The sequence below is a fragment of the Parafrankia sp. EAN1pec genome, assembly GCF_000018005.1.
GTDB classification, from domain to species: domain Bacteria; phylum Actinomycetota; class Actinomycetes; order Frankiales; family Frankiaceae; genus Parafrankia; species Parafrankia soli.
On sequence record NC_009921.1, the window covers coordinates 4,712,334 to 4,726,582 of the forward strand.

The following is a 14,249-nucleotide window of genomic DNA, read 5'->3' on the forward strand; positions in this document are numbered from 1 at the left end:
CAAGGGGTCTGACCAGGGAGGACGGCCGGCACAAACGCCGCCGGGACGACTCGTCCCAGGCGTGCGGACGGCGGAACGTCAGTGCTGTGTCGGGGAGGAGTCAACCACCGTGGGCAGGATCGAGCTCGACGGGCTGACGAAGAGATACGGCGACGTCGTCGCCGTGGACGGCGTCAGCCTCGACATCGCCGACGGCGAGTTCCTGGTGCTGCTCGGCCCGAGCGGCTGCGGGAAGTCCACCCTGCTGCGGCTCGTCGCCGGCCTGATCACACCGTCCGGCGGCCGGGTGCTGCTCGACGGCCGGGACATCACCCACGCCCCACCCGCCCGGCGCGACCTGGCGATGGTCTTCCAGAGCTACGCCCTGTACCCGCACCTGACCGTGGCCCGCAACATCGGCTTCCCGCTGCGCGCGGCCCGCACGCCCCGCGCCGAGGTCCGCCGCCGGGTCGAGGAGGTCGCCGCGCTGCTCGAGCTCGGTCCGCTGCTCGACCGCCGGCCGCGGGAGCTCTCCGGCGGCCAGCGCCAGCGGGTCGCCGTCGGCCGGGCGATCATCCGCGACCCGCGGGCGTTCCTGATGGACGAGCCGCTGTCGAACCTGGACGCCAAGCTGCGCCAGGCGACCCGGGCCCAGTTCCGGATGCTGCACGAGACCCTCGGCAGCACCGTCCTCTACGTCACCCACGACCAAGTCGAGGCGCTCAGCCTCGCGACCCGGATCGCGATGCTCGACGGCGGGCGCCTCGAGCAGCTCGGCACGCCGACCGAGGTCTACGACAGCCCGGCCTCGGTGTTCGTCGCTGGCTTCCTCGGCTCCCCGCCGATGAACCTGCTGCCCGCCCGAGTGGAGTGCCACGACGGCCGGGTGCGGGTGCTCGCCGACGACGTCGAGGTCGACCTGTGGCCCGGCGAGGACGTCGAGGCCCGTGACGTGATCCTCGGGATCCGGCCCGAACACCTCCACCTGATGGCCGCCGAGGGCCCGGCGGGCCCGGGCGGGATGCCGCGGCTGCGCGGTGTCGTGCGGGCGGTGGAGAACCTCGGCGCCGAGGAGTCCGCGCAGTGCGCGGTCGGCGGCGCCCTCGTGCACTTCCGGGGCGCCCGCCCCCTCGGGCTGGCCGCCGGCCAGCCCGTCGCGCTCACCACGGCGCGCGACCACATCCACCTGTTCGACCGGCACAGCGGCCGGCGGCTCGCCTGGCGCCCGCTGGCCGACCGCCCGCTGGCCGACCGCCAGTCGGCCGACCACGAGCCGGCCGACCACGAGCCGGCCGCGGCACTCCACGACGGCGTGACCACTCATCAAAGGAGCTCGACGTGAAACGACGGCGCTTTGCCCGGGGCGTGGCGGCCGCCTGCGCTGCCGCGCTCGCCCTCACCCTCGCCGCCTGCGGATCCGACGACGGCGCCGACGCGGGCGGGACGTCCACCGCCGGGGTCGTGCCCGAGCTCGGGCCGGACCAGAAGGTCTCGATTGTCTTCGAGAGCTACAACCTCGCCCAGCCCGGCCCGTGGACGGACACCTTCAACGGCCTGATCGCCGACTTCGAGAAGGCCCACCCGAACATCTCGGTCACCGCGCAGAAGCCGCAGACCTCCACTCTGAAGGGCTACGGCTCGGCGGCCACCGCGAGCATCCAGGCCCAGATCGCCACCGGCAACGCCCCCGACGTCGCCCAGCTCACCTTCGGCGACCTCGGCTACACCGCGACCGCGCTCGGCGCGAAGCCGCTCGACGACATCGTCGGGCGCGACGCCGTCCAGGAGAACTTCGCCGGCACCCACCCGTTCGCGCCGACGGCGCGCACCCTCGGAGATGTCGACGGCAAGACCTACGGCATGCCGTTCGTCTTCTCCACCCCGGTGCTGTACTACAACGCCGACCTGTTCACCCAGGCCGGCCTCGACCCGGAGAAGCCGCCCACGACCTGGGACGAGTTCAAGACCGCCGCGCTGGCCATCAAGGCGAAGACCGGCAAGAATGGCGGTTACATCGACTGCCTCACCAAGGTCTCCGGCGACTGGTGCTACCAGGCGCTGGTCGCCTCCAACGGCGGCTCGGTGATCTCCGAGGACCGCACCAAGCTCACCTTCGCCGAGGCGCCCGCGGTGCAGGCGGTCGAGATGGCGCAGGACCTGGTCAACTCCGGCGCCAGCCCGAAGCTGTCACAGGACCAGGCCTACCCGGCGTTCGCCCGCGGTGAGATCGGCATGATCGTCGAGACCAGTGCGGCGCAGGGCACCTTCATCAAGGGCGCCGGCGGCGCCAAGCCGCCGTGGACGCTGCGCGCCACCGTCATGCCGAGCTTCACCGGCAAGCCGGTCGTGCCGACGAACTCCGGGGCGGCGCTGTTCATGTTCGCCAAGGACGCGGCGAAGCAGCGGGCCGCCTGGGAGCTGATCACCTACCTGACCAGCGACGCGGCCTACACGCAGATCACCAGCAAGATCGGCTACCTGCCGCTGCGCACCGGGCTGCTCGACGACCCGAACGGCCTGAAGACCTGGGCCGAGCAGAACCCGCTGGTCAAGCCGAACGTCGACCAGCTCGCGAAGCTGAAGCCGTGGGTGTCCTTCCCGGGCAACAACTACGTCCAGATCCGCACCGGGATGCTCGAGGCGGTCGAGAGCGTCGTCTACAGCGGCGCCGACCCGCAGAAGACGCTCACCGACGCCCAGAACCAGGCCGCGAAGCTGCTGCCCCGGTCCTGACCGTCCGCCTGTTCCGCCTGTTCCACCTGTGTGCCCGTCCCGCCCGCCGTGCCGGTCCCGCGCGGCGGGCGGGACGCCGTCCGCACCGACCTGCCGTACTGAACCGATCTGCCGTAGCGACCTGGAGGAAGGGTGATGACCGGAGCCTTCGTCGAGATCGACGCGCTGCCCCGGCCGTCGGCGACGGTCGTACCGGTCGCGGCGGCGCGGCCGTCGCCGGCCCGGCGGCTGCTGCGGGCGCTGCCGCCGTACCTGTTCCTGCTGCCCGCGCTCGGCTGCCTGGCGGTGTGGACGTACCGGCCGCTGGCCGCCGCGGTGAACCTGTCGTTCTTCTCCTGGAACCTGCTGCCGACCACGCCGAAGGAACCCGTCGGCCTGGACAACTACCGCCGGTTGCTCGAGCTGCCCGACCTGTGGCACGCCCTGTGGCTCACCGCGGCGATGACGCTGGCGCTGCTGCTGTTCACCGTCGCGCTGCCGACCGTCGTCGCCCTGTGGACATCCGCCATCCGCGGCCGCGGCCGCGCCGTCTACCGGGCCATGATCTTCGCGCCGGTCCTGGTCCCGCCGGTTGCGGGCGCCGCGGTGTGGCAGTGGATGCTCGACCCGACCAGCGGCGCGGTGGACCGGCTGATCGGACATCCGATCAACTGGATCCACGAGCCGGGGCCGGCGCAGATCGCCATCGTCGTGATCACCGGGTGGCACCTGCTCGGCTTCGCCGTCCTCGTCGTCAGCGCCGGCCTGGCGGGCATCGACGACGAGTACACGGCGGCGGCGATGCTCGACCGGGCCTCGCGCTGGCAGACCACCCGGTGGATCACCCTGCCGCTGCTCTCCCCGACGCTGGTGTTCCTCGCGCTGATGACCGTGCTGATGTCCGGCCAGCTCACCTTCCCGCTGATCGACACCCTCACCCAGGGCGGCCCGGACTCGGCCACGACGAACGTCTACTACCTGCTCTGGGAGTGGGGCTTCCAGAACTTCGACGCCGGCTTCGCGGCCAGTGCCGGGCTGCTCTTCTTCGTCGCGTTCGGGGTGGTCGCCATCGGGCTCGTCCGCCTCTCCGACCGACTGACCTTCCACGACAACTGACCGCCGCAGCCGCCGGCCGCCGACGACTCGCGGCTGGCGGCTGGCGGCTGACACGATCTCTGAAGGGGGCTCGCCATGGCGGTGGCCGACACGACCGCGCCGGCACCGGCGCGCGGGGAACCGTCCGCCGTCGCGGACCTCGCCGGCGAGACCGGCGCGCGGGTGTGGCTGCGCACCGCCGTCGGCCACGGCGTCCTCGCCGCGCTGAGCCTCGCCTGCATCTTCCCGATCTACTGGATGTACGCCACCTCGCTGCGTCGGCCGGAGGAGGTCTACAACGTCTCCCTGCTCCCGTGGCCGCTCTCCGTCGGCAACTACACGCACGTCTGGGACGTCATCCCGATCGGCCGGCTGATCCTCAACACGTTCGCCGTGGCCGCGCTGATCTCCGTTGGCCAGCTCCTCGTAGGCCTGCTGGCGGCCTACGCGTTCACCGCCTGGCGCTTCCGCGGCCAGACCGTCCTCTACCTGGCGTTCGTCGGGACATGGCTGGTCCCGTTCCAGGTGACGATGCTGCCGAACTACACCCTGCTCTACCGCCTCGGCCTGCTGAACACGCTCGCCGGTGTGATCGTCCCGAACCTCGCCTCCGCGCTCGGGGTGCTCCTGTTGCGCCAGCACATGGCGAGCTTCCCCCGCGACCTGCTCGACGCCGCGCGGATGGACGGGCGGTCGGCCTGGTCGATCCTGTGGACGGTCGTCGTGCCCAACCTGCGCGCCCCGCTGGCCGCGCTCAGCATCGTGCTGTTCATCAACGCCTGGAACGACTACTTCTGGCCGGCGCTGGTGCTCCAGCGCGCCGACTCGGTCGTCCAGCTCGGCCTGCGCGGCCTGTTCGTCGGCGTGGAGGGCCCCGACTGGGGCGGCCTGATGGCCGGCTCCGGCCTCGCGTGCCTGCCCATCTTCGGGATCTATCTGCTCCTTCAGCGCCACGTCGTGGGTGCGTTCGTCCGCTCCGGACTCAGGTAACCACCAGGAACTGGCAGAGTCCGGGCAGGTCAGGGAACGGTCCTGGGCCACACATACCGGATATCGGTAGGCGCGCCAAGCAAGCAGGCCGGAGGTTTCCAGCACGCTGGGACCTCCGGCCTGCGTGTTCTTATGTCATCTCGTGGTCAACGGCGGCGGGGTCAGACCCCGGCCGATGCCGAGCCTGTCGGGCCGGGCGGCGGGTAGTCCCCGTACCCGGCCGGCGGGAAGTCCGCCGGGCCGTCCGGCGGGTAGTCCCCGTACCCGATCGGCAGGAAGTCTCCCGGGCCGTCCGGCGGGTAGTCCCCGTACCCGATCGGCAGGTAGTCCGCCGGGCCGTCCGGCGGGTAGTCCCCGTACCCGATCGGCAGGAAGTCCGCCGGGCCGTCCGGCGGGTAGTCCCCATACCCGGCCGGTGGGTAGTCCCCGACCCCGACCGGCGGGTAGTCTTCGGGCCCGATCGGCAGGAAGTCTCCCGGGCCGTCCGGCGGGTAGTCCCCGTACCCGGCCGGTGGGTAGTCCCCGACCCCGACCGGCGGGTAGTCTTCGGGCCCGATCGGCAGGAAGTCTCCCGGGCCGTCCGGCGGGTAGTCCCCGTACCCGATCGGCAGGTAGTCCGCCGGGCCGTCCGGCGGGTAGTCCCCGTACCCGATCGGCAGGTAGTCCACCGGGCCGTCCGGCGGGTAGTCCCCGTACCCGATCGGCAGGTAGTCCACCGGGCCGGGCGGCGGGTAGTCCCCGTACCCGGCCGGCCGGTAGTCTCCCGGGCCGGGCGGCGGGTAGTCCCCGTACCCGGCCGGCCGGAAGTCTCCCCGGCCAGGCGGCGGGAAGTCTCCCGGGCCGGGCGGCGGGAAGTCTCCCCGCCCGGGCGGCGGGAAGTCCCCGGCCCCGGGCGGCGGGATGTCCGTCGGAAGGGTCGCCGGCTGTGCCTGAGCGATCCCAGCCATGAGTGGAACACTCGCGAAGGCGACAAGAGATGAGAGTATCAACGTGCGGAAATTTCTTTTCCGGGTAATCATTATCTTTCCTTATGGCTTGCGGGGATTGTCTGAATCTTTCTTGCCGTGCCACGGCAACACGTTACGGCCGTCAAGACCCAGGATTTATCGTGCAGGTCCATATTTAGGAGCTCCTGGCGAGCATCCTAAGGTAGGCCTGCCTGCCCGCCTCGGAAGCGGCGCACATTCTGGCGGGGTGTCGGTAACCCTCGCCGACAAAACGACGGGTATCGCCTTGATGCGATTCAAAGTGGCGGGTGCAAGATGTCAGTATTCGCGCGGACGACTCAATCTCCGCGCGCACCCAACAACTCAGTGCGCAACACCTCCATCTTCGGGCGAGGCGGGGAGCCGGACAGTGGATCAGGCGAAATACGGAATGATCACAAGTGGCGATGTCGGCTCGGGAATCCAGTCCGGCGTGTCATCTCAATACCTCCAGCGGGCTCGGAGACCTGTCAGTGCGACCCATGAACGGGCACCGTGGGACGTAGGCCGAAGAAGCTCTGTGAGTGGGTGTTCGATCCCGTGGGTTTCGTTTGATTCGGATTCATGTTTCTCGCCAGGTTGGGGTTGATTCGCAGGTGGCGCGGCGGGCCATGAGGTCGATCATCGCAAGGTGGATCATGGATTCGGAGCGGGTGGGGCGGGCTTCGTAGTCGCGGGCGAGGCGGCTGTAGGCCATCAGCCAGCCAGATGGGTCGGCCGAGTGGCGAGGTGAACCGCCCCGGCCCGCCGATGACCAGGGCAGCGCGCGGCGCTGGGACATCCACCGCACGCTCCCGGGACCGGCCTTGAGGTGGGGACCGACTCGTCCAGCATTACCTGCTGGCCAGCGAGGTCAGCGGGAAGTAGGTATCGAAGATGCTCCACGTGTTCCAGTGCGCCGGCGACGCATCGCAGAGGCAATGCCGTTGATGGGAAACGGTGAGCGCGGCTACGACACCCGCGTGATCGGAGGGCCACAGCCCGGAGGGGGTCCGGTCGCGCAGCTTGTTACCGATCACGGTCGCCCGCGCCGCCCGGACCTGTTCGAGGTCGGAGTGTTCGGGACGCGTAGGTTGGTACAGCACGTAATCGATGCGCCGATCAAGGGTCGAGGGCATAACATCGAGTTCGATCTGCGTGGCGGTGAATCCGCCGTCTGGGCCGTGGATCGTCGCCCACGCGTCCGTATATCCGCCCTGGGTGAACAGGCCATACGGGCCGGTGAGGTCGCTCGGTTGTGAATTCAGATCGCCGAGTAGGATCACCGGGCGTGTCGCGGTGACGAGCGCGGAATAGAGCTCGTTCGCCTGGGCGTTACGAACCTGCGGGCTGACAGGCTCCAGGTGCGTGTTGGCGACTCGTACCGTCTTTCCTCGGGCGGTCACGTCGACCGCCGACCAGCCGCGCGTGATCGTAAATGGCCCAGCCGCGGTCGGGAGAGTCAGTCGAGCCACGTACTCGTGCGATTCGGGGTGGCTGACTTGCCACCGGCCGGGGATGCCGGTTCGAACGAGAATAGCGTCGTGGTCGGTGAACCTCACTTGTCTGGTGGCGCTGATCGGCAACTGGCCGGAGAAGTTGGTGTTCTCCGCGGCGACCTCGTAGTTCAGGCCGCGTTCCTTGAGTGCTTTCTGTAGGATCGGCAGGTAATCGACGGTTGTGCGCAGTGGGCCGCCGATCGGGCCCTCTTGCCACAGCGCGACCTCCTGCAGGCCGAGTACGTCGGGTCGTTGCCGGGCGAGCAGCTTCGCGATTGCCTGCGCCCGCGCAGGGAAGTCGGCCCACAACACGTGCTCGTAGGCGATCCGGGCCTGATTGATCATCTCTTGCTGGTCCGGGGCGGTGACGATCGGGGTGAGGTCGGCGCCGAGATACAGGTTGTAGGTGTTGACCGTGAGCTGCTTCGTGACTGGTCCATCGGGTGGATCCGTGCCGTGGCTGCTGAAGTCGGTCGCGATCGGCTGGGTGGGTGCCGTTTCAGCCAGTGCTGGCGCGACGAAGGCGAAACTGGCTAGCAGCACCGATGCCGATATCGTGATGCGCCGCCAAGTGTAGGGTCTCATAGGTCTTTTAACTTCCCGAAAATGATGCAAGAAACAGGAAATAGCGGCAGGACGCAAGGGCAGAGCATCCGTCCCGGCGTGGAAAGTATCAAGGTCGCTTGAAACGCTGAAGCGACGCGCCGCAGAGGTCGGCACGAAGAAATGCCGCATGTGGCTGGATGGCGGCTCTGGCGGGCATTCCAAGGAATCATCCTGGCGATACGCTGGCAGGCCAAAGCTGCTGACGCGCAGGCCGGAACACGCACATCTACCGAGCTCTATTCGTACTACTGCCCGCATATTGCCGGCTGGGTGAGATCGGCCTGGAGCTGGTATTGATGCCTTGTTCACCCGGATCCGACTTGACCGGTGCCGGGGCGGGGATCCGGATGGCATCCCCGGCGGGCAGTAGGGCTTGGTGCTGGGCGCGGCCGAGGGCCCAGCCGGTCAAACGTATGCCCACCGGACGCGCTGTCTCGCCGATGAACGAGTGCCTTGCGCGTCGTCCTCGATCCCCATTGGATCATCGTGACTGAGCCCTTTTCAACCTCGCGGTGAGGCGTTGAGGTGGAGGGTGGGCCCAGTCTGAACAAGGGTACGGAAGGGAACCCGGACCGGGGTGGGCGTGCCCTGGTAGCCCTTGTCCGCCCAGCAGGCGACGTTCTGCTCGGCCGACCCGTCGGGGATGGCTGTGGGTGCGGGCGGCGCGAATGTCGTGGACCGCGCCGGGAAACGCCGGTGAGACCCACCGCAACCGGCCCGCCGGATCGGCGAGGACCTACACGTTCATCCCGTGGCGCTTGTGCTTGCCGGAGTAGTGGGGCCGGTCGGCGGGCAGACGCTGCCAGCGGGTCCCGCGCTCGCGGCGACGGGCGTGCAGGAGATCGGTCAACAGGCACAGCGACCGGGTGGACAGATCGATCCCGGCTGGGTAGACAAGCACGTGAAGCTCCGGGTGGACAGGTTGCTCTTGGTCGACAACCGATCTACCAGGAGCTTCACCTCGTTCCGCACCCAGCCCCTGCCTCGCCCCCACCCGCGGTCAGCCAGGTCGGCAAAGGCTTAGTGGGTCATGGACTCGATCAGGACGGTGTCGTGTTCGGCGGCGATGAACCGGGGGTGGTCGAGCAGTTCGCGCAGGAAGCCGGCGGTGGTGACGACGCCGGGCCCGTCGGCGTGCAGCTCGTCGAGGGCGCGGCGCATCCGGGCCAGGGCCCGGGGGCGGTCCGGGGCCCAGACAACCACTTTCGCGACCAGTGAGTCGTAGTAGGCCGGGATGCGGTACCCGGGGGCGGCGTGCGTGTCGACGCGGACGAACGGGCCGGCCGGGACGGTGAACTCGGTGAGCGAACCCGGCGCGGGGGCGAAGTCACGACGCGGGTCCTCGGCGTTGATCCGGCACTCGATCGACACCCCGCGCGGGTCGACGTCGTCCTGGCCGTAGCCCAGCGGCTCGCCCGCGGCGATCCGGATCTGCTCGGCGACCAGGTCGAGCCCGGTGACCATCTCGGTGACCGGGTGCTCCACCTGCAGCCGGCAGTTGACCTCCATGAAGTAGAACCGGCCCTCGCCGTCGACGAGGAACTCGAAGGTGCCCGCGCCGACATACCCGCTGGCCAGGGTGCCGCGGACGGCGGCCGCACACAGCGGCTCGACGATCTCGGCTGGCAGGGCCGGCGCCGGAGTCTCCTCGACCAGCTTCTGGTGCCGGCGCTGCAGCGAGCAGTCCCGGGCGCCCAGGTGGACGGCCGCGCCGTGCGCATCGGCGAGCACCTGGACCTCGACGTGCCGTGCCGAGGCCAGGTAACGCTCGACGTACAGGCGGCCGTCCCCGAACACCGCCTGGGCGGTGGAGCGGGTGTGCCGGTAGGCGCGCTCGAAGCCGTCCGGATCGTGCACGACGCTCATCCCGCGCCCGCCGCCGCCGGCCGCCGCCTTGATGATGACCGGGTAGCCGATCTCGGCCGCCACCTGCGCGGCCTGTTCGGGGTGGTCGGGAGTGTCCCGGCTGCCGGGCAGCAGGGGCAGCCCGGCCTCGGACATGATCCGACGGGCGACAGCCTTGTCACCGAGGCGGGCCATCACCTCGGCCGGCGGGCCGATGAACGTCAGGCCCTCGGCCGCGCAGATCTCGGCGAAGTCGGGATTCTCGGAGAGGAACCCGTACCCGGGGTGGACGGCGTCGGCGCCGCGGATACGGGCGGCCTCGACGACCGCCGGGATGTTGAGGTAGCTGTCCCGGGACGGCCCCGGGCCGATCTGGACGGACTCGTCGGCGAAGGAGACGACGGCGGAGTCCCGGTCCGCCGACGAGTGGGCGGCCACGGTGGCGATGCCCAGCTCGCGGCAGGTGCGCGCGACCCGCAGCGCGATCTCCCCGCGGTTCGCGATCAGGACCTTCTTGATCACGAGGCCCCGCCGGTGGACGTGGCGACGTCAAGGGTGAGCAGCGGTTCGCCGTACTCCACCGGGGTGGTGTCGGCGACCAGGATCTCCCGGACCCGCCCACCGCGCTCCGCCTCGACCGGGATCATCAGCTTCATCGCCTCGATGATCCCGACCTGCTGGCCAGCGACGACGGTGTCCCCGGGGCGGACGAACGGGTCCGCGCCCGGCTCGGGCGCGTGGTAGAAAACGCCGACGGTGTGTGCCGGGATGACGAACGCGAGTGCGTCGTCGTCCGCCGGACCGGCCGGTGCCGCGGCACCAACACCGGCGTCAGCGCCCGACGCGGTGGAACCGTTGGTGTCGCTGGGCGCGGCGCTGACTGAGCCGAGACCGCCGGAGCCGTTGGCCTGCGGGGGCGTGCTGTGTTGACCGGGACCGTCGGAGCCGGTGGCCCCGCCCGGCCCGGCCCAGTCGACCTCCAGGGAGACGTCGCCGACGGTCACCCGCACCCGGCTGACCGGCCGCGCGCCGCGCGCGCCGACCTCCAGCGCCTCCTGGCGCAGCACCGCCAGCACCGTGCCGATGTCACCGTGCCCGTTCGCCGTCGTCGTGGACCGGCCGTTGGCCGTGGACGTGGTCATGACGCGCGCCTCGCATCGTCGAGATCGGCATGGGTCCGGCCCGCGCCGAGTGGTGGACGTGCCGCCGGGACGACGGGAGCCGGGGCGGCCCCGCCCGCCGGGGCCGGGGTACCGAAACGGCGGAACCGGGCCCGTCGGGCCGTCACCAGCGTCGGTGGGTCCAGCGGCGCCAGCTCGGCGAGCGCGCCGGTGAGAGCGGCCCGCAGCGCGTCGGTGGCGGCCAGCGGATCGACGTCCGCGCCGCCGTCGGGCTCGGGGACGACACCGTCGACGATGCCGGCGGCCAGCAGCGCGCGGGCGTCGACCCGCAGCGCCGCGGCCGCGTCCGGCCCGGCCGCCGGGTCCTTCCACAGGATGGCGGCGCAGCCCTCGGGACTGATCACCGAGTAGATCGCGTTCGCGCACATCAGCACCCGGTTGGCGACGGCCAGGGCCAGTGCCCCGCCGCTGCCGCCCTCGCCGGTCACGACGGCGACGACGGGCACGGGCAGTCCGGCCATCAGCCGCAGGTTCTCGGCGATGGCGACGGCCTGCCCGTTCTGCTCGGCCTCGAGGCCGGGGTGCGCGCCGGCGGTGTCGATGAGGGTGATCACCGGCAGGCCCAGCTTGGCGGCCAGCCGCATCACCCGCGCGGCCTTGCGGTAGCCGCCGGGCGAGGGCATGCCGTAGGAGCGGGCGGCGAGCTCGGTGGCGGTGTGGCCCTTCTGCGTGCCGATGACGACGACGGGCGTCCCGTCGAGGCGGCCGAGCCCGGCGACCATCGCCGGGCAGTCGGTGGCGGCCCGGTCGCCGTGCAGCTCGGTCCAGTCCTCGACCAGCGCGCCGATGTAGTCCAGCGTGCTGGGCCGGCCCAGCCTGCGGGCGAGCCGCACGGCCTCCCACGGATGGCGGTCCGCCAGCCGCGCCGGATCCCGCACCACACCGTCACCGCCGTGGCTTGCGCCGCGGCTGTCGCCGGCACCGCGCCCGTCGCCAGCGCTGTGCCCGTCGCCGGGCGTGACCGGCGCGGTGCCGGGGCGGCGGGTGGCGACGCCGAGCAGGCGGGCCAGCGTCGGGCGTAGCTGCCCCCGCGGGCTGATCAGGTCGACGACGCCATGCTCCAGCAGGAACTCCGCGGTCTGGAAGCCGGGTGGCAGCGTCTGCCGGATGGTCTGCTCGATCACCCGCGCCCCGGCGAAGCCGAGCCGTGCCCCGGGCTCGGCGACGATGACGTCGGTCAGCGTCGCGAACGAGGCCGCGACCCCGCCGAACGTCGGGTCCGTGATGAGGGAGACGGTGAGGATGCCGGCCTCGTCGAGTTGGCCGATCGCCTGGGCCGTCTTCGCCATCTGCATCAGCGACAGCGCGCCCTCCTGCATCCGCGCGCCGCCGGAGGCGGTCACCAGCAGCAGTGGGGTGCGCTCGCGCAGGGCGATCTCGCACGCCCCGGTGATCGCCTCGCCGACGGCGGCGCCGAGGCTGCCACCGAGGAAGCGGAAGTCCATCACCGCGGTGACGACCGGGCAGCCCTCGATCCGTCCGCGGGCCACCACGACCGCCTCGGTCAGGCCCGTGGACGTCCGCGCCGAGCGCAACCGGTCGGCGTACGGGCGGGTGTCGACGAACTGCAGCGGGTCGGCCGCGGTGACCGGGGTGTCGACCACCTCGACGGAGCCCTCGTCGAGCAGCAGCGCGATCCGCTGCGTCGCGGTCAGCCGGGCGTGCCAGCCGCATTCGGGGCAGACGTGCCCGCCGCGGGCGAACCGCCGGCCGTAGATCATCCGGCGGCAGCCGTCGCAGACGAGCCATTCCGCCGTCCCGAGATCCGCCTCGGGCCGTTGCCGGGTTGCCGATGCTGTCATGGTGCCTGCTCTCCCGGATCGGAATCTGGCCGCGGCAGGTGCGGCCGCGGCACGTAGGTCGTGGCGAGCGCCGGCAGCCGGACGCCGGCCTGGGCCAGCGCGGCGGCCCGGCTGGTGAACGCGGCGCCGCGCATCAGCTCGGCGGCGATCACGGCGGCGTGCCGGTTCGCCAGCGGCTCGAGCGCGCTGGCGCGCACCCAGGTGTTGAAGGCGCCCATCGCCGGGCCGCACCAGACCTGGTAGTCGGCGACCCGGTCCGGGGCACCGGCGATGCTCCAGCCCGACGACAGCCCGAGATACCAGCGGAAGACCAGCGCCATCCGCCGCTTCGGGTTCTCCTGGGCGCGTTCGATCTGCTCGGGGTCGCGGGTGCTGAAGTAGGAGACGGTGTCGGCCCAGACCTCGTCCAGCGAGCGGCGGAAGATCCGCTGCTCCAGGCCCGCGCGTTCGTCGGCCGGGATCTCGTCGAGCCCGTCGAAGCGGCGGTACAGCTCGTAGAGCCGGCGCGCCTTCGACGCGAACATGGTGCCCCGGCCGAGCACCTGGACGTCCGCGCCGATCTCGAACATGTCCGCCGACGGCGCCTGGACGCAGTCGGTGACGCCCGCCTGGGCCAGCAGCGTCTTGGTGGCCGGCGACTGCGCCGCCTCGACGGAGGCCTGGTTGACCGAGCCGGTCACCACGTAGTCCGCGCCGAGCGTGAACGCGGCGGCGACGGCGCGCGGGGTGCCGAGCCCGCCGGCCGCCCCGATCCGCACGGTGCGCCCTCCGGACTCGCCGCGCAGGCTGTCGCGCAGCGCGAGCAGCTCGGGCAGCAGGACGGGCAGCGGCCGGCGGTCGGTGTGCCCGCCGGAGTCGGCCTCGGCGGTGACGTCGTCGGCCATCGCCACCGTCGCCGCCAGCTCCGCCTGCTCGGCGCTGACCAGCCCCTGCTCCACCAGCGGACGGACCAGCGCGGCCGGCGCGGGCCGCAGGAACAGCTCGGCGACCTCGGTGCGCGACACCTTGGCGACGACGCGGTTGTCGGCGACGGCCCGGCCGTCGGGGCCGCGGCGCAGCCCGGCGACCCGGTAGCGCACCACCTGCGGGGTGAGGTCCAGGAACGCCGACGCCTCGACGCAGCGCACCTGGTGGCGCAGGCAGGCGTCGACGACGTCGCGCTCCATCGCCGCCTCGGTCGGGCTGTGGATCAGGTTGCAGCCGAACGCCAGGCCCGGTGCCCGCCGGCGGATGTCGGCCAGCGCGTCGTCGACCCGGGCGGCGACGACGCCGGCCGCGCCGAACGAGGCCAGGAAGCCCGCCCGGGCCAGCGCGACGACCAGGTCGGCCGACGCGATGCCGTTAGCCATCGACCCGGCCATGTACGCCTGGGCGACCTGGTGGTCGCGGCGGAACGCCGGGGCGCCGAGGCGCTCCGGCGGCAGCGGGCCGACCGCGGCCAGGACCCGCCCGGCCGCCGCGGCGACCCGCTCGTCGCCGGTGACGCCGAGCCCCGCCGCGTCCTGCACGACGTAGCAGGGCCGCTCCAGATCGGCGAGCACCCGGTGGATGTCGGCCGGCCGCCGGGCGAGTGCC

Annotated in this window: 10 protein-coding genes and 2 pseudogenes; 4 read left to right on the plus strand and 8 right to left on the minus strand. The window is 71.6% G+C overall.

Going from position 1 to position 14,249, the window contains the following annotated elements; all coding sequences use genetic code 11:
• Positions 1-109: 109 nt before the first annotated feature.
• The 4 genes from FRANEAN1_RS19140 (at position 110) to FRANEAN1_RS19155 (ending at position 4,776) form a co-directional block, all read left to right on the plus strand.
• Positions 110-1,321: an ABC transporter ATP-binding protein gene (locus FRANEAN1_RS19140; protein WP_020461468.1), complete on the plus strand. Its 1,212-nt coding sequence runs from the start codon at positions 110-112 to the stop codon at positions 1,319-1,321.
• A complete protein-coding gene (locus FRANEAN1_RS19145; RefSeq protein WP_020461469.1) occupies positions 1,318-2,712 on the plus strand; it encodes an ABC transporter substrate-binding protein in 1,395 nt (464 codons plus the stop codon). Before FRANEAN1_RS19140 ends, FRANEAN1_RS19145 begins: the two co-directional genes overlap by 4 nt.
• A gap of 135 nt (positions 2,713-2,847) precedes the next feature.
• Positions 2,848-3,807, plus strand: a complete 960-nt coding sequence (locus FRANEAN1_RS19150) for a sugar ABC transporter permease (RefSeq protein ID WP_020461470.1) — start codon at positions 2,848-2,850, stop codon at positions 3,805-3,807.
• A gap of 75 nt (positions 3,808-3,882) precedes the next feature.
• Positions 3,883-4,776: a carbohydrate ABC transporter permease gene (locus FRANEAN1_RS19155; protein ID WP_020461471.1), complete on the plus strand. Its 894-nt coding sequence runs from the start codon at positions 3,883-3,885 to the stop codon at positions 4,774-4,776.
• Positions 4,777-4,937: 161 nt separating this feature from the next.
• Here the strand turns inward: FRANEAN1_RS19155 and FRANEAN1_RS19160 are convergent, their stop codons facing one another.
• The 8 genes and pseudogenes from FRANEAN1_RS19160 to FRANEAN1_RS19190 all read right to left on the minus strand — a co-directional run bounded on the left by FRANEAN1_RS19160 (position 4,938) and on the right by FRANEAN1_RS19190 (position 14,224).
• Positions 4,938-5,723 (minus strand): hypothetical protein, encoded by a 786-nt coding sequence (locus FRANEAN1_RS19160; RefSeq protein WP_041254372.1) that lies wholly within the window; start codon positions 5,721-5,723, stop codon positions 4,938-4,940.
• A 601-nt stretch (positions 5,724-6,324) separates the two neighbouring features.
• Positions 6,325-6,468 (minus strand): annotated as a pseudogene (locus FRANEAN1_RS41255) (IS5/IS1182 family transposase); the annotation flags it as partial.
• A 127-nt stretch (positions 6,469-6,595) separates the two neighbouring features.
• Positions 6,596-7,825, minus strand: coding sequence for an endonuclease/exonuclease/phosphatase family protein (locus FRANEAN1_RS19165; protein ID WP_198145332.1), 1,230 nt, complete (start codon positions 7,823-7,825; stop codon positions 6,596-6,598).
• A gap of 576 nt (positions 7,826-8,401) precedes the next feature.
• Positions 8,402-8,747 (minus strand): annotated as a pseudogene (locus tag FRANEAN1_RS43695) (transposase family protein); the annotation flags it as partial.
• Between the two features lie 119 nt (positions 8,748-8,866).
• Positions 8,867-10,213 carry an acetyl-CoA carboxylase biotin carboxylase subunit gene (locus FRANEAN1_RS19175; RefSeq protein ID WP_020461474.1) on the minus strand — a complete coding sequence of 449 codons (1,347 nt, stop codon included), beginning with the start codon at positions 10,211-10,213 and terminating at the stop codon, positions 8,867-8,869.
• Positions 10,210-10,833 carry an acetyl-CoA carboxylase biotin carboxyl carrier protein subunit gene (locus FRANEAN1_RS19180; protein WP_020461475.1) on the minus strand — a complete coding sequence of 208 codons (624 nt, stop codon included), beginning with the start codon at positions 10,831-10,833 and terminating at the stop codon, positions 10,210-10,212. The genes FRANEAN1_RS19175 and FRANEAN1_RS19180 overlap by 4 nt, the downstream gene beginning before the upstream one ends.
• Positions 10,830-12,674 carry an acetyl-CoA carboxylase, carboxyltransferase subunit beta gene (gene accD, locus FRANEAN1_RS19185; RefSeq protein ID WP_020461476.1) on the minus strand — a complete coding sequence of 615 codons (1,845 nt, stop codon included), beginning with the start codon at positions 12,672-12,674 and terminating at the stop codon, positions 10,830-10,832. Before accD ends, FRANEAN1_RS19180 begins: the two co-directional genes overlap by 4 nt.
• A complete protein-coding gene (locus FRANEAN1_RS19190; RefSeq protein WP_157473440.1) occupies positions 12,671-14,224 on the minus strand; it encodes a PfaD family polyunsaturated fatty acid/polyketide biosynthesis protein in 1,554 nt (517 codons plus the stop codon). Before FRANEAN1_RS19190 ends, accD begins: the two co-directional genes overlap by 4 nt.
• Positions 14,225-14,249: the final 25 nt, after the last annotated feature.

Bases quoted from the DNA above. Each gene is read 5' to 3' on its own strand.
- accD (WP_020461476.1), bottom strand. From the start codon at position 12,674: ATGACAGCATCGGCAACCCGGCAACGGCCCGAGGCGGATCTCGGGACG.
- FRANEAN1_RS19150 (WP_020461470.1), top strand. From the start codon at position 2,848: ATGACCGGAGCCTTCGTCGAGATCGACGCGCTGCCCCGGCCGTCGGCG.
- FRANEAN1_RS19165 (WP_198145332.1), bottom strand. From the start codon at position 7,825: ATGAGACCCTACACTTGGCGGCGCATCACGATATCGGCATCGGTGCTG.
- FRANEAN1_RS19180 (WP_020461475.1), bottom strand. From the start codon at position 10,833: ATGACCACGTCCACGGCCAACGGCCGGTCCACGACGACGGCGAACGGG.
- FRANEAN1_RS19160 (WP_041254372.1), bottom strand. From the start codon at position 5,723: ATGGCTGGGATCGCTCAGGCACAGCCGGCGACCCTTCCGACGGACATC.
- FRANEAN1_RS19155 (WP_020461471.1), top strand. From the start codon at position 3,883: ATGGCGGTGGCCGACACGACCGCGCCGGCACCGGCGCGCGGGGAACCG.